This is a genomic window from Alteromonas sp. MB-3u-76 (assembly GCF_002831605.1).
GTDB classification, from domain to species: Bacteria; Pseudomonadota; Gammaproteobacteria; order Enterobacterales; family Alteromonadaceae; genus Alteromonas; species Alteromonas hispanica.
This window is the reverse complement of sequence record NZ_CP025115.1, coordinates 2,390,674-2,415,433: the sequence shown is the minus strand read 5'-3', so window position 1 is coordinate 2,415,433 and position 24,760 is coordinate 2,390,674. Positions and strand designations below refer to the sequence as shown.

Sequence of the window (24,760 nt, the reverse complement as noted above, 5' to 3'; positions counted from 1 at the left end):
TTGAAAGATAAAAGCTTTTTATTTTCTGAGGTTTCGGAGCAACAAGGTTTGTGAATCAATTTCACAGGTGATCAGCAATTTATACTCACAAGCGTCTGAGCTAAACAAATAATACTTTAGTATAACTGGTAAGACCATGTGTAAAATTAATGTAAACATATTATTCACAATAAATTTACAAACTTAGGATTCAGGCATAGTATCAAATTGTGGCCATAGGTTGTTTATGGTTGCACACAAAAATAACAGAAAATCGAATAGCAGGTCGCTAGCGGAAAGCGAGAATACACATACCGGTAGTGAAACGCCCAGATTTGGAATCACACTATGAAATTGAACACGCGTAAAACGGCAGTTGCCGCCTTTGTAGGCGCTGCATTGCTTTGCTCACCAATTATTGCATCAGCTCAAGAAACTCAAGAAACTGAGGCCGAAAGCGAGAAAGAAGCAAAAAGGGATGTTGAGCTAATTCTTGTTACAGGTAGTTTTGTACGCCGAAGCGAAAACTTCGAATCTCCTTCTCCGCTAGCAGTAGTCGATAGTGTGGCAATCGATTCGATTGGCGCAAAAAATATTGCTGATATCACGCAGACTCTTACTATCAACTCGGGCGCAGAAAATAACCCAGACGCGTTCACCCAAAATGCTACGGCAGGTACCTCAAACATAAATTTAAGAGGTCTGGGTGTTGCTTCTACTTTGGTAATGCTTAACAGTCGACGTCAAGTCGTGAACTCGCAGCAAACTAATGAAGGTCTAAATTTTGTAGACACCAGCTCATTAGTGCCGATGATAGCTATCGACCGCGTTGAAATAATAAAAGATGGTGCCTCTGCACTTTATGGCTCTGATGCCGTTGCTGGTGTTGTTAACTTTATTACAAAGCGCAATTATGAGGGAGCTAAAATAACAGCAGATTATCAAGATGGTGCTCATGGTGATAATTCTGAGTACGTTTTGCAGGGGCTTTGGGGAACTAGTTCCGATAGAGGAAATGTGATGGCTGCTGTTAGCTACACAAGTCGCGATCCTCTGTTTTTATCAGATAGACGTCTATCTCGCCCACAAGACGATAGCAGTAACTTAGGTAATCCAGGTTCGTACTTTGGAGTACCCGGAATTCCCCCGGGTGTTCCTGTTATCGATCCAACCGGTTGTGCAGAATTTGGCGGTAACGCAAATATTGCCGCTACTGTTCCTTATCCTGGCTTCGGCTCATTAGATTTAGGAACGTGCCAATTCGATTTTGGGCCCGGTTATTCGTATGTTCCAGAAGAAAGTAGGCTGAACATTTTCGTGAAGTCTGATTTTGAATTAACAGATACAATTACGTGGGCAACCGAGTTCGGCATGGCTCGCAATCGGGCTGAACGTGGCGGTGCACCAAGCTTTCCAAACCTACGTGGGCCGATCGTTCCGGCAACACACCCCGACAATCCTTTTGGTACAGCGGTCCAATTTCTCGGAAGAGCGGAAGGTAATGGTTTTGAGGCAGACCCTGCAAACACTGAGTCAGAAACATTTAGATTCAATACAAGTCTAACAGGCGAGCTTGAAAGTGGTTTCTGGGAGATTAGTTATACCAATGCAAAAAATGAGTTTTTGTTTAGTGTTGAAGACGTACTTAATACAGAGTTTAATCTCGCTTTAGCAGGGTTTGGTGGAGCAAATTGTGATCCAAGTAGTCCAGCTTCGGTGCCGGGCCAAGGTTCTTGCGAATACTTTAATCCGTTTGCTACGTCATTTACGACGTCACCGAACTCACAATACGTTATCGATTCGTTCTCCGCCGACCAAGTCATTGACTCCGAGTCAAAACTGCAAGTGTTCGAGGGATTCGCTTCATTTGATGTCTTTGAGATGGGCGGTGGGTTTGCAGGTCTCGCCGTCGGCATGCAATACCGTGAAGAAGAACTAAGTCAGGATTATGATCAGTTATCTAACCAAGACAGCTTCTCCTTTGTTATCGGTAATCCAGACTTTAGCGGCACGCTAGATGTTTGGGCCGCCTTTGCTGAAATGGCATTACCAGTAAATGATCAATTAGATGTTCAATTGGCTTTGCGGTATGAAAATTATGGCGGGAGCATTGGTGACACCATAGATCCAAAAGTTGCATTTAATTATCGATTCTCCGATGATCTGTCTCTGAGAGGGTCTATTTCTACGTCATTTAGAGCACCGTCAATATTTATGCGAAACGGCGGGGCCACGAGCCTACAGCAGCTGACAGATTCAGTAGTGCAAGGCAACGCGTTTGCAGCAGTGCGCACAGTGGGTAATGAAGATTTGACACCTGAAGAGTCTACGGCGTATAACTTTGGTTTGACCTTTGAGCCTTTTAAAGATCTATCGATTGAAGTGGACTACTGGAATTTCGAGTTTGAAGACTTGATAATTCAAGAGAGTGCACAGGCACTGTTAAACCAAAATCCAACGGACACTTCTCGTATCATACGAGCGGGCGATCCGCTGACAGGTCCAGTTCTGCAGGTAAATAATACATTTGTAAACGCCAGTTCTTTGGAGACTGATGGATTAGATTTCGTCGCTAGCTATAAAGTTGAAACTGAAATAGGTACGTTCGTTCCCAATATATCGGCAACATATGTTCTGGGTTATGACTTGAATGATCCACAAGCGGGTCAGGTTGACGGAGTCGGTCGAAGAAACTTCACTAATATCGGAGTATCTTCGCCAGAGTTACGAGCTAACCTTGGTTTAACTTGGAGAAAAGATGCCTATAGCGCAAACCTTTTCGTTCGGTATATTAGTAGTTACGACGATGATCAAAACTGTGCCGACGGCAGCATCATATCACAGGGCTGTGGCAGTGCTGGTTTGAAAGAAATTGATAGCCATGTAACTTTCGATGCTCAATTTAATGTAGATCTTAGTGCGCTGATTGATACACAGACATCTTATCTATTAACTGTCGGAGGTATCAATTTAACAGACGAAAATCCTCCTCAGGTTTTCACAAACAGTGGTTTCGACTCGAAGGTTCATGACCCAAGAGGACGTCAGATATACGCAAGACTGGCGGTTGAGTTCTAATTGCGTTTGACGTAAAAGAATTATACTAGCACCTGACAGCCGGCCCTTATTTTTAAGGGCCGGCTTTTTTGTAAACATATATCACCACTAAAGAGTGGGCCTTCTTTGCCTAATTGCAGCAACAGCTTTTCATTATTGCTCAAACTTCTTTAAAGTCTTCTATGTTGTCGATAGTGAATGATAGATAAATCAGGAGTTCGATTATGACCACTAAGTTAGATGATAATGCCATTGAGACCAAACTAACCGCACTAAACGAGTTAGTTGTTGATGGTGACTCTTGGGTTAGAGAAGGCGATGCCATTACCAAAACGTTTTCTTTTAAGAGTTTTATTCGTGCATTTGGCTGGATGTCGCAAATCGCCATCTGGGCTGAGAAACTTAAACATCACCCTGAATGGTTCAATGTTTATAACAAAGTGGAAGTGAAGTTAACTACCCACGATGTTGACGGATTGAGTGAATTGGACTTTTCGCTTGCCGAAAAAATGGAAAAATTTAAATAAAATAAAGAGATATTGACGTTAAAAGCATGCGCTTTGTATTAAGTTTGCACAATTTGTTTAATTAACCTGCGAACGATAAGAAAAATGCAATATTTCGATGATAGGGACTTGTGTTAGTAAAGTCCCTATGTATAATACGCACCACGTTGAGGCGAGGAAGAAAAGCCAAGTAATCTCAACGGATATTTTCTGGCGCGGGATGGAGCAGTCTGGTAGCTCGTCGGGCTCATAACCCGAAGGTCGTAGGTTCAAATCCTGCTCCCGCAACCACAGAAAATAGTCCAGAATTTAAAATTGTGACGCAGTCATGATTTACCGTACAGACGCGGGATGGAGCAGTCTGGTAGCTCGTCGGGCTCATAACCCGAAGGTCGTAGGTTCAAATCCTGCTCCCGCAACCACTTTAAAAAGCCTAGCATTTGCTAGGCTTTTTTGTTTGTTCCGCCTTTTCATCGTTATTGTAAAAAACTCGCTCTTAATTAAGCGCTTAATCAGTACAACACGCCTACATTTTGCTTCGTAAAGTATCCCTATATTCTCAACTGGCTTTGTTAAACAGTATTTCATTTGAGCTGTTAAGCATTTTTCATGTCTTACATTAAATTGATACTAAAGATATGGATTTTGTTGTGGTTAGACCTATTTGGGACATCAATTAGTCTAGTTTTTTGCAATGTGCGTCACGGGCATTTCAAGATGTGCTATTTTGCAGAAGTAGTAACATGACTTTGCGGTTTAATTTTTTATATGTCGTTTTTTAATATTTTCGCTTTTGACAATGATGCCTCATTGCTTGAAAGCTCATATCACTTTCCTCTTATTCTTTTATCTCTGCTGATTGCAGTGTTTGCGTCTTTTATGGCTTTCAACGTAGCAAGTGTTAATTTGCACCCTAAAGGCGCCACCCATTTGCGGCGTAATGGAGCCACCTGAACATGCTCTTTTTGCCCTCAAACAAGTTGATTATTGACCGCTTTTTGGAGCGAGTCCAGTTTTGTTGTTTTTGATGTTGTTTTCAGGTCTTAATTTTCGATAGCTTTCCCCTTCTAATATTAGTCGATAGGCATTGTGGCGAAGTCGGTCAAGTGTGGCCGCGCCAAGTAGTTTATTCGGGAAGGCATCTCCCCATTCTGTAAAGTCTAAGTTGCTGGTAATAATGGTGGCGTGTTGTTCATAACGCTCATCAATTAAGTCGTGCAGGTCTTCGTCTTGTGGCGATTTCAATGGCTTTAAACCGAAGTCGTCAATGATGAGAAGCGGTACTTTAGCTAAGGTTTGGAAGCGCTTTTCATAGCTGTTGGTGGCGCGTGCGGCATACAGATTTGCCAGTAGTTTGGCTTGGGTAAAGAACAGTACATCCACGCCTTTTTGCACCGCGCAGTGCCCGATGGCTTGCGCTAAATGACTTTTACCGGTGCCACATGGCCCTGCTATTAATACAGGCACTTTTTCATCAATAAAGCCGCAGGTTGCCAGCTCTTGCACATAGGCGCGATTCAGTGTGGGGTTGGTGCTTAAGTCGAAGCTCTCTAGTGTTTTATTGGATTTGAAGCCTGCACGGCGCAGCCGTGTAGCGTATTTCTTTTGGTCTCGCCTTGCCACTTCATCTTGCACGAGTAAGGCTAAGAACTCAGGATACGTCATTTGGTGTTCAATGGCTTCGCGGTTACGCTGGGCCAGTGAATCCGTCATGCCTGATAGGCGTAGTTGTTTGAGTAAGGGTGATAATTCTGGAATAGGGTTAATCATGGTTGTTCCTTTTTTTAATGTGGGATGAGTTTGTTAGGGTCGCGATTGAAGCGACCTTTACCGGTATAACTGTCGCTTAAACTATCAAACGCATTGGTTTCATGGGGCAGCTCATCTAAGCCTTTTTCGAGTATCTGTTTAATGGCGCTGTAGCGCACATTGTCGAAGGTTAACGCACGGCAACAGGCCCTTTCTAAGCGAGTAGGCCCATAGCGTTTGGCGAAGCCGACCACACCTTGTGCTGCGCGCAGGTTATCTAGCACGCGACTCGCAAACAATCTTTCAACAAACAGATGGCAGTATTCCCCGACCTTCTTTGCTTGGGTTAAACAGTATTGAGGATCTTGCATGTTGTAGGCTTGCGCCGCAGGTGGTTGATGCTCTGGCACCGTTGAACGACCGCCTTGGTGGCGTAATCTACCGTGAGTAGCTTTGAGTTCGTGTTGCTGATAAATACGCACGGTGGAATCGCCCGCGCGTATCCATACCGTTTGGCGAATGAGTGTATAAGGCACCGAGTAACGGCAGAGTTCGAACTGTACATGCCCATCACCGTGGACTTTTGCTTGCGCCCATACTGCTTCCTCCGGGGGCACTTCAGGCAAGGGCTTAAGTAATTCCTGTTCAACTTCTTTGAACTGCGTTAAAGGGTAAAGACGCGTCGTACCGTGCTTGCGGTTACCCGCCACACTCACCAGCCACTCTTTTAATTGTGCATTGGCATCGCTTAAACTGCGGAACTCCTTCAGTGGCACGAAGGCATTCTTGATGTACTTCACATTGGATTCAACACGCCCTTTCTTTTGCGGGTCGCGCACCGGACATGGCGCAATTAAGAAACCATAACCTTCCGCGCATTCAGCATAAGCACGCTGTACATCGGGGTCGTGATAACACGCTTTCGTGATGGCACATTTTGGATTGTCGATTACCACGCGCTTGGGTACACCGTTGAACCACTCAAACGCACGGCGATGGCAAGATAGCCATGTGGCAACACTTTGGTCCCAGATAAATTCACCGTACATATGGCGACTCCACGCTAGCGTCATCACAAACACCCATGTTTTACGCAGCTCGCCTGTGCGGGTATCCACCATCAACGGACCAGACCCGAAGTCCACTTGCACCGCATCACCAGGGTCGAACTCCATCACTGTCGAGACCTTGCCTGGCTCACTGGCAATCACACTTTTGATATAACGATTTACCGCCCAATAGCTTCCTGTGAAACCATAACTGTCTACCAGCTTTTGATGGATAGTGCTGCCTTGCACGCCGCTTTCAATCCACTTGTTGACCTTCCCAGCATGGGGTAACACGGAAGACACGCTAGATGATGGTGTATGCACGGTAACATTTAGCACGGTCGCCAATTGGGCGTTGTCAGGCAAGGGATTGAGTTTATCTAACCAGCCATGCTCAAGTGCGGTATCCCTCAACTTCTGTGCCTTTTTGCGTCCCATTAACCCGCTTTGGGCAATAGCACGATTAGATTCACCCATTCGCATCCGAACGAGTATTTGTCGATATTGGTACATTTCAAACCTCTTGTTTGCCATGCGCATCTCCTTGTCTAAAAAGTAGACATAAAGATACGCTATTTACAATGAAGTTTGAGGGTAAAAAGGGTGACTAAAGTGGCGCCATTAACCGCAAATCAGGTGGCGCCATTAGGTGCAAATTAGGTGGCGCCATTACGCCGCAAGTGTAATGGCTCCATAGCGGTGCAAATTAACAGCAAGCCAAGCTGCGGTAACCAAACACAAATTAAGAAAAAATATTTTGCTCGCCACCGGAAGCTTTGCCCTAGGAGGCGGTGTGTGGTCTATGCACTTCCTAGGCATGTTGGCTTTAGAGCTTTGTACGCAAGTAAATTACGACGTCTCAATAACTATGGTATCTGCTATACCCGGGGTGGCGGCGTCTTGGGTTGCATTACATCTGTTAACAAAGAGGAAGGTTTCTGCTGTTGAAATTATGCAGGGCGGAGTGTTAATGGGCTCGGGTATTGGTAGTATGCACTACATTGGCATGGGGGCGATGGATATGGCGCCCTTGTTACGTTATGACCTACCTATGTTTCTATTTTCCATTGTTGTAGCCGTTGTCTTGGCAATGCTCTCTTTGTGGATAAAGTTTGGCATTCGAGCCAGCGTCAACACCAAACGGGTATCATTGAGGCATGTCAGTTTGGCCAGTGTTGTTATGGGGTTTGCTATTGCGGGTATGCATTACACTGGCATGGCTGCAGCACGGTTTGTACTACCACCTGGGTTTGAACTGACTTCTCAGCCATCGGGTATCACAACATATTTAGCTGTGGCAACCGCGGTAGTGACTATTGTGCTGATTGCATCGGCGCTAGGCGTGAGTCTATTGTTTAAATATCGAGATACAATGACGCGAGCTATTGAAAGTGAGCGAGTACAGAGAGCTATTACAGACACTGCCGTAGATGCCATTATTACCTTTGGCGACGACGGGATTATTCGCACTGCTAATCCTGCGACAGAGAACGTTTACGGATATAAAGTCTCAGAGCTAATTGGCATGCACGCTAATGAGTTAGTTACGCCGGAGCGCAGACATCTCTACGGGCCAGACTTTTTCAAAAAAACTTCCTTTGAAGAAGAGCGGGCAATTGGCAGAGGGATTGAGGCTGAGGTGCTGAGAAAAAGTGGAGAAAGGATCCCTATAAGAGCAGGGATTGGACACACTCGAATTAATGGGCGCGCCATCTTTGTCTCCCTTGCCTCAGACTTGAGAAAGCGAAAAGCGATTGAGAACAAGTTAAGAGAGAGTGAGGCTAAATTTAGAAGTTTAATTGCTAACATACCCGGTATGGCCTATCGCAAACTCGCGGGTCCAAAACGGCAGATGATTTTCTTAAGCGACGCTGTAAAAGATCTCACAGGATATGGTGCAGAAGAGTTTATGCTACCTGACCCTAAGCGCACCTTCGCTTCTCTTTATCATCCAGAGGATAGAAAATATATTGAAGAAAAAAGAGCAGGCGAAGGCACTTTTACTCTTGAGTATCGAATAATTACCAAATGTGAAGAGGTTAAATGGGTTATTGAGCAGGGGGTCTTTGTTGATAACGAGCATGATGAAGTGAAATATATAGATGGGTTTATTTCAGATATCACGCCTAGAAAAAATATGGAGAACGCGCTTAAGGCTGCTCGGGATAAGGCGCAAGGAGCTGCAGCTGCTAGAGCTGCGTTCCTCGCCAACATGAGTCACGAAATTCGAACCCCCATGAACGCCATAATTGGTTTTAGTGACTTGATGTTGAGCGAAGCTACAAATCAAGATCAAAAAGGACATCTTACTACTATCAATCGCTCTGCTCGGTCTTTGTTGCATTTACTCAACGACATTCTTGATAGCGCCAAACTCGATAAAGGCAAGCTCGATATTGAGCTCAGAGAGTTTTCTTTACGAGAGGAGTTAGACCTGGTTGTTTCCACCTTTTGGTTAGAGGCAAAGCGAAAGCAAGTTGATCTGCGCTTATCGGTAGATGCTCAAATAGGTGACGCTTTTATTGGCGCCCCAGAGCGAATAAGACAAGTACTCAATAATCTCATTGGCAATGCAGTTAAGTTCACGCATGAAGGAGAGGTTGTCATCTCTGTTTATGAGCATGGTAAAGATATTATTTTTGAAGTGAGTGATACCGGTATCGGTATGACCAAAGAGCAAGTAGAGCGTGTGTTCGATCCTTTTTCTCAGGCAGATGCCTCAATGAGCAGAAAATATGGAGGCACTGGGCTTGGTACAACAATATCAAAACAGTTGGTTGAGTTAATGGGAGGTTCAATATCTGTTTCTAGTGAAAAGAACGAAGGATCTTCTTTCATTTTTTCTTTGCCACTTAAGCCTGCTGATGTTTCGGTAAAGACAAATTCTTCGCGCACCTCTCATTCGAACATAATACGGGCTTTGAAAGTTTTGGTTGCCGATGATGTCCAACAAAATATAGAGCTTCTTACTCTATTCCTTACTCGCGCTGGTCATGACGTAACGTCAGCTGAGGACGGAGAGGAAGCGCTGAAAAAGATGAAGGAGCATGATTTCGATATTGTGCTTATGGACTTACAAGTGCCTAAGTTAGATGGGCTTAGTGCAGCAAAACAGCGTCGTCAATTTGAAAAAGATAACAAATTAGACCATGTACCCATGATAGCACTCACCGCTAGCGTTCTCGTACAGGATAAATTGGCAGCTGAACATGCTGGCATGGAAGGTTTTGCGAACAAGCCTGTCGACTTTACTTCACTAATGCACGAGGTAGCGAGAGTTCTAAAAGCAGACACTAAAGACGTTCTTTCAAAAGCGTTTGATAACGCATTGTTGTCAGATGCAAAAGAACCACTGGTTAGTGAGGTTTTGTCCAGTCGAACAATTGGCGTTCTTCAAAATCGAGACATTATTGATTTGGAGCGAGCTACCTTAATGTGGGGTGACGAAAAGATTGTACTCTCTGAATTAACCAAATTTTTAAATCTTGCGCGTAGTAAATTAATTGCGCTTGGTAATGCTGTATCAAACAATCACACAAACGATGCGATTGCCGCTTTACATGCGCTAAAGGGAACCTCTGGAAACCTATGTTTAACTACGTTCTATCGGCATGTTAAAACCATCGAATCGCAAGCGCTTAAGCAGCAAATAGACGACCACCAATTAGCGTTGTTGAAGCACGATCTAGACGATGTCGCTTCTTTCATAGCTGCCCTAAATAATGCAGAAAAACACGTTCACACCTTTTCTGAAGGTTCAAATAATGGCACCAAGGCAGATAGCCTTAAAGATAAAAGCGCAGACAGCATCATGGCAAACAATGCAGTGCTGACTGAGCATCTTGTTAAGTTAAAGCAAAGCCTGCTTCAAAACATGATAGATGAGAGTGAGTTGGTTTTTCTGCGTAACGAGGCCGTCTCTCTACACGAGGACGCCATATCTCAAGTGCTGCTCCATATTGATAACTTCGATTTCAAATCGGCGTTAAAATATGTGGATGAACTGCTAAAAACGTTAGAAACATAGTAGAGGCTGACTATGCTTGATACTAAAATTGCGGATCCGGTTTTGTTACTTGTTGATGATGAACCTGCTAATTTGCGGGTTCTAAAGCAACTTCTATCTAGTCAATATCAATTAGTGTTTGCTCGTGATGGTCATGAGGCACTTGAGATTGCCTCATCTCGTAGGCCCGACCTCATTTTACTGGATGTCATGATGCCTGGAATGACGGGATTCGAGGTTTGTGAGTCACTTAAAAACAATGAAGTTACTGAACATATTCCTGTTATCTTTGTTACCGCTCTCAACGACGATATGGATGAAGCGAGGGGCTTTGAAGTTGGTGCAGTAGATTACATTACTAAACCTATATCACCTGCTGTGGTTAAAGCACGAGTAAAAACCCATTTAAGTTTGGTTCGTGCTGAGGCGCTTATGGAGAGTCGACTGCATGTGGTTCAGCGGCTTGGCCGCGCAGCTGAGTATAAAGACAACGAGACTGGCATGCACGTAATGCGTATGAGTCATTTCTCAAAAGAGTTAGCGTTGGCTTATGGGTTATCTGAAGAGCAAGCCACAACTTTACTCCATGCTGCTCCTATGCACGATATAGGGAAAATAGGTATTGCTGATAGCATTATGCTCAAACCTGGAAAGCTGACGGGGGAAGAATTTAAAGATATGCAGCGACATCCGGAGATTGGGGCAGAAATTATTGGTGATTGCGGCGATTCATTACTTTTGAAGGTTGCCAAATCCGTTTCAATGACGCACCACGAAAAATGGGATGGCACGGGTTATCCAAAAGGTTTGAAGGGGGAAGAGATTCCTATAGAGGGTCGCATCTGTGCGCTTGCTGATGTTTTCGATGCTTTAACAAGTAAAAGGCCTTATAAAGAGGCGTGGAGCATAGAAAAGGCGGTAGAGTTTATTCAAAGTCAGAAAGGCAAACACTTTGAACCAAAGCTTGTCGATCTTCTTATTGCAATGCTGCCAAAGATTATTGAAATTAAAGAGACGTTTAAAGAAGAAGGGGAGTAATACCACTTTGCATAGATACTTAGCCACACAGCGAGACTTAAAATGTTGTCCCGCTGTTGCTAAATGAGGCAGCTGCCAGTATAATGCTTGTATAAAGTAATAAGAGCGGGCTCCCTCACATTTTCAGGAAAGTAACGCACTTATTCATAGTAAGCTATCACCTAACGGTGTTTTTACCTACATAGATGTCGCTTTCTAAGACGTTATGTATGGGTTCAGAATTACAACAAAAAGCCCCGCTAGTCCGGGGCTTTTTGTTGTATTAAAACCTAGAGAAATTCGTTTTTCCTAGGTGATGACAGGTGGGCTTTATGCCCTTTTTTTGTTTTTGGAGGTTTGGATTGGCAAAACTTGAAGATAAGCTGACCGAAATGCTTAACCCTGGTGTTGAGGCCTTGGGTTTTGAATTGGTTGGTGTCGAGTTTGTACGTGCGGGGAAACATTCGATTCTTCGCGTTTTTATTGATCACGAAAACGGTATAACCGTAGATGATTGTGCAGATGTTAGTCATCAAGTGAGCGCAATATTAGACGTAGAAGATCCGATCAGCACCGAATATAACTTAGAAGTGTCATCACCAGGAATGGATAGACCGCTTTTCAAGGAAAAGCACTATCAAGATTCTGTAGGTGAAGTAATTCAAGTTCGTTTGTCTATGCCAATGGATGACAGACGTAATTTCAAAGGCAAATTACTTGCGTGCGAAGACGGCATGGTAAGTATTGAAGTGGATGGCCAGCAGTTCCAGTTAGCTGTGGCGAATATCGAAAAAGGTAACGTTGTTCCCACGTTCGATTAACGGAACAGCTCTGCTTTCATCGAAGAAAGCAAAAGTGAGGCGAAAATGAATAAAGAAATTTTGTTAGTGGCGGAAGCCGTTTCAAATGAAAAACAAGTGCCTAGAGAAAAGATTTTTGAAGCGCTGGAATTCGCAATTGCAAGCGCAACAAAAAAGAAAAACGAAGGCGAAATTGAAGTTCGTGTAAGCATTGACAGAACGTCAGGCGACTTCGATACATTTAGACGCTGGCTAGTAATTCCTGATGATCAAGAACAGGAAAATCCTTATGCCGAAATTACGATTTCTGCGGCGCAAGTCGACGAGCCAGAAATCGAACTTGGTGAATTTGTTGAAGAACAAATTGAATCTATTAAGTTCGACCGCATAACAACGCAGACGGCGAAGCAAGTTATCGTACAAAAAGTTCGCGAGGCAGAACGTCAGCAAATGATTGCTGAGTACGAAGATAGAGTCGGCGAGTTGGTAACGGGTACAGTTAAGAAAGTTAACCGCGACAATATTATTATTGACCTAGGTAATAACGCAGAAGGTGTTATCTACCGTGACGATATGCTCCCAAGAGAGACATTCCGTCCAGGAGATAGAGTGCGTGGTCTACTTTATGTTATTCGTCCTGAGGCTCGTGGTGCACAGTTATTTATCAGCCGTACGCACCCAGATATGCTTGTTGAGTTGTTTAGACTAGAAGTTCCAGAAATTGCGGAAGAGACTTTAGAAATAAAGTCTGCGGCACGAGATCCAGGTTCACGCGCAAAGATTGCCGTTAAGACTAACGACAAGCGTTTAGACCCAGTAGGTGCCTGTGTTGGTATGCGTGGTTCACGCGTACAAGCAGTATCTGGTGAATTAGGCGGTGAGCGTGTTGATATTGTGCTTTGGGATGAAAACCCAGCTCAATTTGTTATCAATGCCATGGCACCAGCAGAGGTTGCATCGATTGTTGTTGATGAAGATAACAATACGATGGATGTGGCGGTTGAGGCTGATAACCTTGCGCAAGCAATTGGAAGAAGCGGCCAAAACGTACGCCTAGCCAGCCAATTAAGTGGCTGGGAACTTAACGTGATGACGGTTGACGATCTCAACAAGAAGCACGAAGAAGAAAATGCGAAGGTACTTAACCTATTCACAACTGGATTGGATATTGACGAAGATTTTGCGTTAGTACTTGTCGATGAAGGCTTTACCACACTAGAAGAGGTAGCCTACGTTCCAGTGAGTGAACTTTTAGCGGTTGAAGGATTAGACGAAGACACCGTTGAAGAATTGCGCACAAGAGCGCGTGCCTTCCTAACAACGCGAGCACTTGCAGACGAAGAGTCTCTTGAAGGTGCAGAACCAACAGAAGCCTTATTAAATCTTGAAGGTATGAGTAAACACGTGGCTTATGTGTTGGCCAGCCGCGGTATTACCGACCTAGAAGAGTTAGCAGAACAAGGTACCGATGATATCAATGATATCGATGAACTTAACGATGAATCGGCGGGTGCATTAATCATGGCTGCTCGAAATATCGTTTGGTTCAGTGAAGAAGAGTAAGGTCAACAGGGGGATAATTACGTAATGGCAGATGTATCTATAGAAAAGCTCGCCAGCGACATTGGTACGACCGTTGACCGATTGGTTGGCCAATTTAAAGACGCGGGTATTGTTAAAAGTGCCGGCGCTCAAATTAACGAAGAAGAGAAACAAAAACTGTTGGATCATTTAAGTAAGCAACACGGTAGCTCCGCAGAGCCCACGCGCATGACATTAAAGCGCAAGACGACCAGTACACTAAGCGTTGGAAAGTCGAAAGAAGTAAAAGTTGAAGTACGCAAAAAACGTACTTACATAAAACGTACTGACGTTGAAGAAGAAGCGAAGCGTCAGGAAGAAGAACGTCTGAAGCGCGAAGCTGAAGAAAAAGCGGCTGCAGAAGCGAAGAAAGCAGCAGAAGAGAAAGCGCGAAAAGCCGCAGAAGCAAAGAAAGCGGCTGATGAAGAGCGTGCTCGTCGAGCGGAACAAGCGAAGAAAGAAGCTGAAGCGCGCAAGAAGAACGAGCCTGAGTTATCTGAAGCTGAAAAAGCTAAGCAAGAAGAAGCGCGCCAAGAAGAAGAGCGTTTGCGTAAGGCTCAAGAAGAAGAGTCTCAGAAAAAGCTTGAAGAAGATGCTAAGAAAGCAGCTGAAGAAGCGCGTAAGCTAGCTGAAGAAAATGAGCGTCGCTGGAAGGAAGAAGAAGAGCGTCGCAAGAAAGCTGAGGCTGAAGAAGTTCACTTGCACTCAAATCGTTATGCTCAAGAAGCAGAAGACGAAGAAGACATGCAAGTAGAGCGCTCGTCACGCCGTCGTCGCAAGTCTAAAAAGCATGCTGGCGAACATCTTAAGCAAGGCTTTAACAAGCCGGCACAACCTGTGGAGCGCGTAGTTAAACTTGGCGCAACCATTACGGTTGGTGAGTTAGCGAGCAAACTTGCAATAAAATCTAACGAAGTTATCAAAGCCATGATGAAAATGGGTGAGATGGCTACAATTAACCAAGTACTTGACCAAGATACAGCAGTTCTCGTTGTTGAAGAAATGGGTCACAAGTACGAGCTAGTTAACGACAATGCGTTAGAAGATGAATTACTAGCAGAAGGCATGGACGGGGTTAAAACCACTCGTGCTCCAGTAGTGACTATCATGGGTCACGTTGACCATGGTAAAACATCATTACTAGATTTCATTCGTCGTGCGAAAGTTGCTGACGGAGAAGCAGGTGGTATTACTCAGCATATCGGTGCATACAAAGTAGAAACTGATAACGGCGAGATTACGTTCCTTGATACACCAGGACACGCGGCATTTACAGCAATGCGTGCACGTGGTGCAACTGCTACTGATATTGTTATCTTGGTTGTTGCTGCAGATGACGGCGTTATGCCGCAAACAAAAGAAGCGGTTCAGCATGCTAAAGCGGCTGGCGTACCTTTGATTGTTGCAGTGAACAAAATGGATAAAGAGTCTGCAGACCCTGATCGCGTTAAGAGCGAACTTCTACAACTTGAAGTTATTCCTGAAGAATACGGCGGTGATCACCAGTTCTGTAACGTATCAGCGAAAACTGGTATGGGTGTTGAAGAGTTACTAGAAGCCATCGTGCTTCAAGCAGAACTACTTGACCTGAAAGCAGTGCCAGAAGGTCCATGTCGCGGTATCGTTATTGAATCACGTCTAGATAAGGGCCGTGGTCCTGTTGCGTCTGTATTGGTTCAAGAAGGCCAACTTCGCCCAGGTGATATTTTGCTATGTGGTGAAGAGTACGGTCGTGTTCGTGCAATGCGCGACGAAAACGCCAAAGAAATGAAATTTGCTGGTCCATCAACACCTGTTGAAGTACTCGGTTTATCTGGTGTACCGGTTGCTGGTGAAGATGCGGCGGTCGTTCAAGACGAGCGTAAAGCTCGTGAAGTAGCGGCTAAGCGTCATCAGAAGAAACGTGAGCTTAAACTAGCACGTCAGCAAAAAGCGAAACTTGAAAACATGTTTGCGAACATGGCATCAGGGGACGTGAGCGAATTGAACATCGTACTAAAAGCTGATGTACAGGGCTCTGTCGAAGCGATTGCTGAATCACTGATTAAACTTTCTACATCAGAAGTAAAAGTGAATATCGTTGGTAGCGGTGTTGGTGGTATTACTGAAACTGACGCTACACTTGCAGCGGCATCTGGTGCAATTGTTGTTGGCTTTAACGTTCGTGCCGATGCATCTGCCCGTAAAGTGCTAGAAGCGGAAGAAATTGATTTGCGCTACTACAGCGTAATCTACAGTCTTATCGACGAAGTGAAAGCGGCTATGAGCGGTATGCTTGCACCTGAGTTCAAACAAGAAATTATTGGTTTGGCTGAAGTGCGCGACGTATTCAAATCGCCTAAGTTGGGTGCGATTGCAGGTTGTATGGTTACCGAAGGTAACATCAAGCGCAGCAATCCAATCCGCGTTCTACGTGATAACGTCGTGATATACGAAGGCGAACTAGAATCGCTACGTCGCTTTAAAGATGACGTCCAAGAAGTTCGTAACGGCATGGAATGTGGTATCGGCGTGAAAAACTACAACGATGTGAAAGTAGGTGACCAAATTGAGGTCTTCGAAGTCGTTGAGGTTAAACGCGAAATTTAATTGCCTGTTCTAATTGGCATTTAAAAAGCGGGGGCCGAGTGCTCCCGCTTTTGTCTATACGCTATTTATAATTAGGTTAAGGAGTTTACAATGGCTCGTGAATTTTCACGTACCGATAGGGTTGCTCAGCAAGTTCATAAAGAAGTAGCGAGTATCCTTCAAAACGAATACAAACACAGAGTAGGCGACATGCCGCTTATTACGGTGTCTGAAGTTGAGGTGTCACGAGATTTAGCTCATGCAAAAATCTACGTCACTATTTACAACAGCACTGAAGAAGAAGGTAAAGCACAGGTTAAGCAACTTAAAGAATTAAAAGGCTTCATTCGCAGCATTTTAGCTAAGCGCTTACGCATGCGTTCTGTGCCTGATCTTCACTTCTTTGAAGATAAGTCGATTATCGAAGGTATGCGCATTTCAAATTTGGTCTCACAGACCATTGCTACCGATGAGTCAAAGCGCGACCTTGATGACGAACAAGAGTCGGAGTAAATGGCAAGACGACGTAAAGGCCGTGATATTAACGGCATAGTATTACTTGATAAGCCGCTGGGCGGGTCATCTAACCAGCTGCTTCAAAAGGTTAGATGGCTGTATAAAGCGGTGAAAGCAGGGCACACCGGGGCACTAGACCCTCTAGCTAGCGGTATGTTGCCATTGTGTCTAGGCGAAGCAACTAAGTTTTCTCAGTTCCTACTCGACGCCGAAAAAACCTATGAAGTCACTGCTAAGCTTGGTGTTCGCACCACCACTTCAGATGCCGATGGTGAGGTAGTAGAAGAAAAGCCCGTTGACGTTACTGATGCGCAGGTAAACGAAGCTTGCCTCGCCTTTTTAGGGAAAAGTAAGCAAATTCCTTCCATGTTTTCAGCGCTTAAGCATCAAGGAAAACCGCTTTATCACTACGCCCGTCAGGGTATAGAAATAGAGCGAGAACCCCGCGACATAGAAGTTTATGAGCTAGAGGTTTTACGCATCGAATTGCCTTACGTGGATATGCGGATAAAGTGCAGCAAAGGAACCTACATACGTTCTATTGTTGACGACTTAGGTCAAAACTTGGGTTGCGGCGCGTATGTAACACGTCTGCATCGCACCGAGGTTGCAGATTATCCGACGGATAAAATGGTGTCACTAGATACCCTTATCAGCACGCAAGAATCACTTGCTGAGGGCGATTTTGCAGCGCTAGACGCTTTTCTCATACCTATGGATACGGCTGTAAGCCGCTTGCCTCGCGTCGTGATTAATGATGAAGAGCGCAGTCGCTTCGACCATGGACAAAGCGTTAAAGGGGTATGTGAAGCAGAGCTTATCGCTGGAGTTTCCTATCGCGTTTATCATCAGCAGGCAGACGACTGTTTGTTTTTAGGCGTAGGTGAGGGGGTAAAAGACCCAAGAGATCAGGGGCAGCCAAAGAACGAAATCTTTGTTAATCCCAAGCGACGCGTGGTTTATTCGTAAATTGGCCAAATTACTGCGTTCGACCCTTGCTAACTGAGCAAACGTCATTATAATACGCGCTTCATTCCGTTCTGCTGAATTAGTGATCGGCGGGACATAATTTAGGAGAATGTTATGTCACTAACTAAAGAACAAACTGCAAAAATCATTGCTGAGTACGGCGTTAAAGAAGGCGACACTGGTTCACCAGAAGTTCAAGTAGCTTTGCTTACTCACAACATCAACAAGCTTCAAGGTCACTTTGCTGATCATAAGAAAGATCACCACTCACGTCGTGGTCTTCTTCGTATGGTTAGCCAGCGTCGTAAGCTTCTAGACTACCTTAAAGGCAAGAACGCTCAGCGTTACCTTGACCTAATCAAGCGTCTAGGCCTTCGTCGATAAGACTTGGGTTAAACGAAAAAAGCGTCCTCTGGACGCTTTTTTTGTGCCTTGAATTTGCCGACGTTTAATACAGGGGTAGAGTGCACTTAGTCGCAAAATGCACTCGGCCGGAAAATGAACGAAAGAAGAGCGAGGTCACGCCTCGAACTCACTCGAAATCATCTGGTACCAAGGCTTTATTTCTCTTACGATGTTTTTGTTGAGTGTTTTACCGCATTATTTAGCGTTGTTAGTTCGCGAGCTGTAAGTTCTCGCCATTGCCCAGGGCGAAGGTTACTCAACGCTAAGTGCATAATTCTTGTGCGCTTTAACTTTGTTACTTCATAACCCAAAAATTCACACATTCTGCGAATTTGTCTATTTAAGCCCTGAGTTAAGATAATTGTGAATTTATTTCTACCGGTTTGCTTTACGGTACATGGTTTTGTGACAGTACCTAGAATAGGCACACCACGGGCCATTTTGTTTAAGAATTTATCGCTAACAGGCTGGTCTACAGTAACTTCGTACTCTTTATCATGGGCATTTTCAGCGCGCAATATTTTATTCACAATATCACCGTCGCTGGTTAAGATAATAAGCCCTTCTGATGGTTTATCTAGGCGACCAACAGGGAAAATACGCTCTTTGTGACCAATGGCATCAATGATGTTTCCTCTAACATGACGTTCGGTGGTACACGTAATACCTATGGGTTTGTTGTAAACAATGTAGACCCGATCAGACTTGTCTTTTGCCACAGCGCCAATACGTGTTCCATCAACTTCAACGGTGTCGTTAGGGGCAACTTTGGTGCCCAGTTCAGGCACTTTACCGTTAATAGTGACCCGATTTTGCTCAATCAGTTTGTCTGCTTCTCGACGAGAGCAGAGCCCGGTATCGCTAATAAATTTATTTAAGCGTTTAAGCGTCTGCTCGCTCATTTAACTAACTTTCCTTTGCTTTTATATTAGCCTGCGTTAGGAGCTGCTGCTGAGCTTGAACCCACATTTGGTGTAGAGCTTGTGGTATTAGCGCTACCACCAGAGACCACTTTAGTTGCAATCTCTCTAATTTCGTCTTCAAGATTATTAATTCTGCCAGACAGGGAAGCGTTGCGCTTTTCAAGCACAGACAGTGTATCCGCTAAGTTTTTTACCTGCTGTTGGGCGCTAGCCTTTTCTTCTGATGTCTGTTCTAACCGAACATTAACTGCAAGTAGCTCGTCGGCCACCGAGGCTAACTGGTTTTTTAACGAGCCTAATGTGGCAGACTGTGCGTCAACGTCTTCAGATACCGCGTTGATATCTTTGTTAACACTGGATTGCACTTTTCCAACACGTTCGCCTAAATCTGCAATTTCTTTTTGATTACGACGCCACGCAGAAGCCCAAAGCTTATCCATCTGCTCCCAAAGTTCACTGGTTTTATCATTTAACTCATTCACTTTAACTTGAAGCGCAACGGTAGATTCGCCCATTTCTTCGCCCGTAGCAGATAGCTTATTCTCAAGAGACATAATTCGTTGTTCTGCTCTTTCGGCTATATTTTTTTGTTGTTCTAATAAGGTGAACAAGTAATAGCAACCGCCACATGCTGCTAGCGCAATAAGTGCAATCAGGGTTATCCACAGTCCGTTGCCGCCAGAATTCGATGAAGGAGCGGAAGAAGAGGTTGGTGCTGATGTTGGACCAGAAGAAGGTTGTCGCTTAGTTTGATAATCGCGACGGTCCTCATCATCTAACCGGATAGTTGGAAATTCATCATTCTTAGAGTTGTTAGACATAATTTAATTACATTCTCATACTGATTGTTTTTTGGCACCTATGCCAAACCTAACCCAATAAACTACCTAACCCAATAAACTGGGGTGCCGTATAGGTCAACACGTTGTTGGCATGTTATCGCTAATTTAAAAAAATTGCCATGGCTTATGGGGTTAACAGCTTTATAAGAAAAGGAAATCTAAGACTGGCGAGCAATCCCTTGCTCGCCCTACGAGAACTGTAGTGTGAGACTAGGTATCGCCCATCCATTCAACGCGGTAAAGATCTCTGCGTCTATCTAGATAATTTCTCACTGAGCCTTCGTTTTGCAGCTTGGTGAGCTTGTCTAAATCTAGGTCGACAATGAGGGTCATTTCCGTGTTAGGTGTTGTCTCAGACACAATGGCATCGTGAGGAAACGCGAAGTCACTAGGAGAGAAGACGGCAGTTTGGCCGTACTGAATGTCAACATTATCTACTTTCGGTAAATTACCTACGCTGCCTGCAATAGCCACGTAACACTCGTTTTCGATTGCCCTTGCCTGGGCACAGCGTCTCACTCGAAGGTAGCCGTTCTTTGTGTCTGTCCAAAATGGCACGAATAAGATTTGCATTTCTTGGTCCGCAAGAATGCGCGCCAACTCTGGAAACTCAACGTCGTAACAAATTAATACGCCAATCTTACCAAAGTCGGTATCAAATGTTTTTAGGCTGTTTCCACCCTTCATGATCCAGTCTTCTTTCTCATGAGGGGTGGGGTGCAGTTTGTACTGGCTTTCAATGGTGCCATCACGCTTACAGATGTAGCTTACGTTGTACAGTAAGTCATCTTCCACCACGGGCATGGAACCTGCAATAATCGTGATGTTGTAAGATACGGCTAAATGTGACACAGAAGTCAGGATCTCATCGGTATAGGTAGCAAGATGCCATATTGCATCAATAGATGACTCTGTAGGGCATAAACCCATTAGCGGTGCATTGAAAAATTCTGGGAAAAGCGCCACATCACAGGAGTAATCAGAAAGCGCATCGACAAAGTATTCTACTTGTTGAAGTAATTCTTCCACGTTATTGAAGTAGCGCATCTGCCACTGTATGCAGCCAATTCGAGCACTCGACTTTCTGCTTGCGATTAATGATGGCGTATTTGGCTCATAGTATATGTTGTGCCACTGAAGCAAGGTGGCATAACCCTGAGAGGCTTCGTCTTCAGGTAGATAAGCGGTCATTACTTGCTTAACTTCAAAGCCGTTAGATAGCTGGAAAGTTAAAATAGGATCGTAAATATCTTTCAGTTTTACCTGCTCGATATACTCATAGGGCGTTAATTCATGTGCATAGTTACGATAGTTGGGAATACGACCACCGGCCATAATCGACTTTAAGTTTAGATTGCGGCACAGTTCTTTTCGTGCTTCGTATAAACGTCTACCGAGACGTAAACCCCTGTACTCAGGACATACAATAACTTCTACGCCGTAAAGTACATCGCCGTTTGGATCGTGGGTAGTAAGATAGGCGTCGCCTGTTATTTCATCGTAGCTATGCTTATCGCCAAACTGGTCGTAATCAACGATGACAGATATCGCGAAAGCGACTACCTTACCCTTATCTTCAATACAAATCTGGCCGTCAGGAAAGGTAGTTACCTGTGCTTTGTAATTAGAATAAGGCCAAGCACCACCTACGTTAGCGTAAACTTTATCCATAAGGTCTTTAACGTCACTATAATCGTCCAACCTTAAATTTCGTAGGTCGAGATGGTGTTCGGTCTCTTCTATTTGCGTTTGATCTTGACTCATTAACTACTCTCTTTTGCGTAACATCTCATTAAGGGTCTTCCTTAGCGTATTCAATCATACATTTAAATAGAAATAAGCAAAAATTGTGCTTTTAGTTTGTCCATGAAAAATTTTATTTTCACAACAAAAATATAGCGTACCCACATGACGCATTATTAGTTGCCTACCCAGTAAAAAGCCCTTATAAACCCATTTTATTTTTAGCCGCTAACATTATGAACATTACACCTGTTAATGAAGCGTCACCTCTTATCACCCTAGATGACGCCATTTTTGAATCTGTTGTTAACGACCTCGTCAAACAGGGCTTTAGTATTAAGCCCAATAGACTACCAGTTGCAGTAGTAGACGCATTATTAACTTGTCAGCGCTCGATGAAAGATAGCGAATACCAAAAAGCAGGAATAGGGCGGGCTACTCAATTTCAGCAGAAAGACGATATACGCAGTGATGAAATTAGCTGGATTACAGGTAGCACAGTAGAAGGGCAAATTTGGCTGTCATGGTGTGATGCATTAAAAACGTATATCAATAGAAGTTTATTTATGGGGCTTTTCTCGTTTGAAAGTCATTTTGCTTGTTATGACGTGGGGGCATTTTATAAGCGCCATCTAGACGCTTTTAAAGAACAGCGAGTTTTAAAAAACCAAACCAACAGAGTATTGTCGCTAGTAGCCTACCTGAACGAGGACTGGAAAGAAGGCGACGGCGGTGAACTGGTGTTGTATCAAAATAATGAGGATACAAAAGGGTTAAAAATTGAGCCCACACGAGGCACATTTGTTGTGTTTTTAAGTGAGGAGTTTCCCCACGAAGTGCTAACGTCAAACCGCGAGCGTCATTCAGTGGCGGGTTGGTTTAGAGTTAACGGTAGCATAAATGCACAAATAGACCCGCCGATATAAGCCTTGCTAGCGTTTTGTGTGGTGTAAGTGCTAATATTCGTTGAGGTGATGTCTGCTGCTACGAGTATTGCGCTATCAGCAACCTATTTTCTAGCTGCTGCATTCAATTTTGATGCATTCTTCTGCCGTAATCTGGTATCGACATCACTTATACATATGCAATATTATGCATGCTAGCCCACAGAGTCGATATTTAAGGTGTTTTACGTTGTGCTTTAAACCGTGCTCTAAACCGTAAGTTCATGCTCAATACTGTGTTGCTTAAGGAAAAGACGTGAGAAGTGATTGCTAAATGTTGGAAAAAATTCCTGCCCCCGTACCAAGAGAAGAACTTCATGTATTGGTTATCGACAACCAAGGATTGGTACACGACGTAGTAGCGTCTGCGCTGCATGACGTGGGAATTAAGCACGTCAGTAGCGCATTTAATGCGTTTCATGCTAAACGCCTTTGTGAAAAAAGACAGTTTGACTTTGTTTTACTTGCTTTTAACGTTAGTCACGACAAAGACGGCTTTCATCTTTTTGAAGAATTAAAACACCTCAACTATATCAACGACACGACAACAGTTATCTTTTTAAGCGCTGAGACGTCCTCCGAACTGGTAAACTGTATAGTTGAACTGCAACCCGATGATTTCTGGGTAAAGCCCCTTCAGCGTACAGCCGTTATTGGGCGTCTTCAGTATCTCCTTCAAATTCGTTACAAGTTGCATAAAATGCTGCATTGTATGCAGCTAGGTGACTATTCCACCGCGATGTACTACGCAGAGCGCCAATTAAAAGACGCATCCTTGGCTGAATATCACACTAGAATTAAACGCTTAATTGGTGATTGCCTGTTACAGCTGCGGGACTTTGAAACGGCAGAAAATTATTTTCGCGAGCTGCTGCAAAGTATGGATCACGCCTGGGTACACATTGGTTTAACACGCGCTCTGCTACGACAGGATGAGTTAGAAGAGGCACAACTTATTGTTGATGATTTACTTCAGCGTGCAGATACACGATTTTTAACCTTCGATTTGCTAGCACAATATTTTATTGAAAAAGAACAGTTCGACATTGCTTACGAACAGATGAAAGAAGCGAGTCGATTGGCACCCAGGAATATTGAGCGCAATAAACGCCTGTGGGACTTGGCGAGATTAAATCATGACAAAGTTGGCCAACTCTCTGCTGTGCAGAATATGGCAAAGTTTGCCAAGAACTCTATTCACGACTCTCCACAGCTCTCACTTAACGTCATTCGTAGCACTATTGACCTCGCTACCAGCCTTACTGGTCCCGAGGCTACTAAGTATATTCAGCGGGCCGAGCACGATATTGATGCTGTGTCGCAACAAAAGGGCGTTCAATCTGCACTTAACGATCAGGTTGATGTTATTAAAGTTCGGGTGCTTTGTCTTAAAGACGATAAAAAAGGCGCAGAGCAGGTAATGAAGCGAAGCTCTGTAGACATTGAAGGTCTATCGATGGAAGACAGCCTTGACAAGATGAAGGCATTTCATGAGCTTGGTATGCGTGAACATTGTGTCAAAATTCTAGACAAGTTAAGAAAGCAAATTGAGGGTGATACCTTCTCTTCTCAGGTCGTTGACGAATACTTGAAGCAAGAGTCAATTGAGCGCAACGAAATTCAGTTTACGCCGAAAGAGCTGAAACATATGGCTGCGGTGAACTACAAAGAAAATAGGTTATTGCCCGCTTACAACAACCTAAGACAAGCCCTCACAATATCTCCTAGCGATAAGCAGGTTGCGCTTAGCCTGTTAAAAATAGTGTCGCAAATACACGTGGGTGAAGATTTAAGCGATGAGCAGATGGAAGTCGCTCACAAAGCGGCAAAGCTTCTTCTTGAAGGGAAATTATCGCCTACTCAAATGGAGAAGCGCGATATGTATATTCAACGACTCGGGTTGGAAGTTGACGATGTAAGCGCCTCAGATTTTGTGGGCGTAGTGGCCAAGGAGAGCGCAAAGGAAGGCGCAAAAAATGATGCCAAAGGCAGCACCACAAACGCTGAAGAAATAACAGAGAAAGGCTAAAATGGATTAGTTATCAACTTGTCTGGCATTTTCAAGAACAGAATGCGACCAAGGCGGGCTGTTTCTTATTTACTTAA

At 44.1% G+C, this 24,760-nt stretch carries 18 protein-coding genes and 2 tRNA genes; 15 read left to right on the top strand and 5 right to left on the bottom strand.

Annotation, left to right across the window (positions count from 1 at the left end):
- The first annotated feature begins 327 nt into the window (after positions 1 to 327).
- The 5 genes from CW735_RS10780 (at position 328) to CW735_RS20130 (ending at position 4,496) form a co-directional block, all read left to right on the top strand.
- Complete coding sequence (locus CW735_RS10780; protein WP_100972069.1) at positions 328 to 3,057, top strand: TonB-dependent receptor plug domain-containing protein; 2,730 nt, start codon at positions 328 to 330, stop codon at positions 3,055 to 3,057.
- A 203-nt stretch (positions 3,058 to 3,260) separates the two neighbouring features.
- Positions 3,261 to 3,563, top strand: coding sequence for a 4a-hydroxytetrahydrobiopterin dehydratase (locus CW735_RS10775; RefSeq protein WP_071979825.1), 303 nt, complete (start codon positions 3,261 to 3,263; stop codon positions 3,561 to 3,563).
- Positions 3,564 to 3,756: 193 nt separating this feature from the next.
- A tRNA-Met gene (locus tag CW735_RS10770) sits at positions 3,757 to 3,833 on the top strand.
- Positions 3,834 to 3,887: 54 nt separating this feature from the next.
- Positions 3,888 to 3,964, top strand: a tRNA-Met gene (locus CW735_RS10765).
- 346 nt (positions 3,965 to 4,310) lie between these two features.
- Complete coding sequence (locus tag CW735_RS20130; protein ID WP_100972067.1) at positions 4,311 to 4,496, top strand: MHYT domain-containing protein; 186 nt, start codon at positions 4,311 to 4,313, stop codon at positions 4,494 to 4,496.
- A 30-nt stretch (positions 4,497 to 4,526) separates the two neighbouring features.
- On the opposite strand, the gene istB is transcribed toward CW735_RS20130, so the two are convergent.
- Together istB and istA are read right to left on the bottom strand one after the other, a co-directional pair.
- Positions 4,527 to 5,312: an IS21-like element helper ATPase IstB gene (gene istB / locus CW735_RS10755; protein ID WP_269529678.1), complete on the bottom strand. Its 786-nt coding sequence runs from the start codon at positions 5,310 to 5,312 to the stop codon at positions 4,527 to 4,529.
- Between the two features lie 14 nt (positions 5,313 to 5,326).
- On the bottom strand, positions 5,327 to 6,853 hold the full coding sequence (istA, locus tag CW735_RS10750) for an IS21 family transposase (protein ID WP_083595408.1): 1,527 nt from the start codon (positions 6,851 to 6,853) through the stop codon (positions 5,327 to 5,329).
- A 289-nt stretch (positions 6,854 to 7,142) separates the two neighbouring features.
- On the opposite strand from istA, the gene CW735_RS10745 reads away from it, so the two are divergent.
- The 8 genes from CW735_RS10745 to rpsO all read left to right on the top strand — a co-directional run bounded on the left by CW735_RS10745 (position 7,143) and on the right by rpsO (position 18,181).
- A complete protein-coding gene (locus CW735_RS10745; protein ID WP_100973240.1) occupies positions 7,143 to 10,367 on the top strand; it encodes an MHYT domain-containing protein in 3,225 nt (1,074 codons plus the stop codon).
- A 12-nt stretch (positions 10,368 to 10,379) separates the two neighbouring features.
- On the top strand, positions 10,380 to 11,384 hold the full coding sequence (locus CW735_RS10740) for a response regulator (RefSeq protein WP_100972065.1): 1,005 nt from the start codon (positions 10,380 to 10,382) through the stop codon (positions 11,382 to 11,384).
- Between the two features lie 341 nt (positions 11,385 to 11,725).
- Positions 11,726 to 12,184, top strand: coding sequence for a ribosome maturation factor RimP (gene rimP / locus CW735_RS10735; protein ID WP_071981274.1), 459 nt, complete (start codon positions 11,726 to 11,728; stop codon positions 12,182 to 12,184).
- A gap of 45 nt (positions 12,185 to 12,229) precedes the next feature.
- A complete protein-coding gene (gene nusA / locus CW735_RS10730; RefSeq protein WP_071979822.1) occupies positions 12,230 to 13,726 on the top strand; it encodes a transcription termination factor NusA in 1,497 nt (498 codons plus the stop codon).
- A 24-nt stretch (positions 13,727 to 13,750) separates the two neighbouring features.
- Positions 13,751 to 16,333, top strand: a complete 2,583-nt coding sequence (gene infB, locus CW735_RS10725; protein ID WP_071979821.1) for a translation initiation factor IF-2 — start codon at positions 13,751 to 13,753, stop codon at positions 16,331 to 16,333.
- Positions 16,334 to 16,423: 90 nt separating this feature from the next.
- Positions 16,424 to 16,825, top strand: a complete 402-nt coding sequence (gene rbfA / locus CW735_RS10720) for a 30S ribosome-binding factor RbfA (RefSeq protein ID WP_071979820.1) — start codon at positions 16,424 to 16,426, stop codon at positions 16,823 to 16,825.
- The gene (gene truB, locus CW735_RS10715; protein ID WP_100972063.1) at positions 16,826 to 17,797 is read left to right on the top strand and encodes a tRNA pseudouridine(55) synthase TruB; all 972 of its coding nucleotides are present in this window, start codon (positions 16,826 to 16,828) and stop codon (positions 17,795 to 17,797) included.
- Positions 17,798 to 17,911: 114 nt separating this feature from the next.
- Positions 17,912 to 18,181, top strand: coding sequence for a 30S ribosomal protein S15 (gene rpsO / locus CW735_RS10710; RefSeq protein WP_032096567.1), 270 nt, complete (start codon positions 17,912 to 17,914; stop codon positions 18,179 to 18,181).
- Between the two features lie 185 nt (positions 18,182 to 18,366).
- Here the strand turns inward: rpsO and rluF are convergent, their stop codons facing one another.
- The 3 genes from rluF to CW735_RS10695 all read right to left on the bottom strand — a co-directional run bounded on the left by rluF (position 18,367) and on the right by CW735_RS10695 (position 21,731).
- Positions 18,367 to 19,104 carry a 23S rRNA pseudouridine(2604) synthase RluF gene (gene rluF, locus CW735_RS10705; protein ID WP_100972061.1) on the bottom strand — a complete coding sequence of 246 codons (738 nt, stop codon included), beginning with the start codon at positions 19,102 to 19,104 and terminating at the stop codon, positions 18,367 to 18,369.
- A gap of 26 nt (positions 19,105 to 19,130) precedes the next feature.
- The gene (locus CW735_RS10700; protein WP_100972059.1) at positions 19,131 to 19,946 is read right to left on the bottom strand and encodes a hypothetical protein; all 816 of its coding nucleotides are present in this window, start codon (positions 19,944 to 19,946) and stop codon (positions 19,131 to 19,133) included.
- Between the two features lie 231 nt (positions 19,947 to 20,177).
- Positions 20,178 to 21,731 (bottom strand): bifunctional GNAT family N-acetyltransferase/carbon-nitrogen hydrolase family protein, encoded by a 1,554-nt coding sequence (locus CW735_RS10695; protein ID WP_071979816.1) that lies wholly within the window; start codon positions 21,729 to 21,731, stop codon positions 20,178 to 20,180.
- A gap of 215 nt (positions 21,732 to 21,946) precedes the next feature.
- Here CW735_RS10695 and CW735_RS10690 point away from each other — a divergent pair, with 215 nt between their 5' ends.
- Both CW735_RS10690 and CW735_RS10685 read left to right on the top strand, forming a co-directional pair.
- Positions 21,947 to 22,636, top strand: coding sequence for a 2OG-Fe(II) oxygenase (locus tag CW735_RS10690; RefSeq protein ID WP_100972057.1), 690 nt, complete (start codon positions 21,947 to 21,949; stop codon positions 22,634 to 22,636).
- 292 nt (positions 22,637 to 22,928) lie between these two features.
- A complete protein-coding gene (locus CW735_RS10685; RefSeq protein WP_100972055.1) occupies positions 22,929 to 24,683 on the top strand; it encodes a response regulator in 1,755 nt (584 codons plus the stop codon).
- Positions 24,684 to 24,760 lie beyond the last annotated feature (77 nt).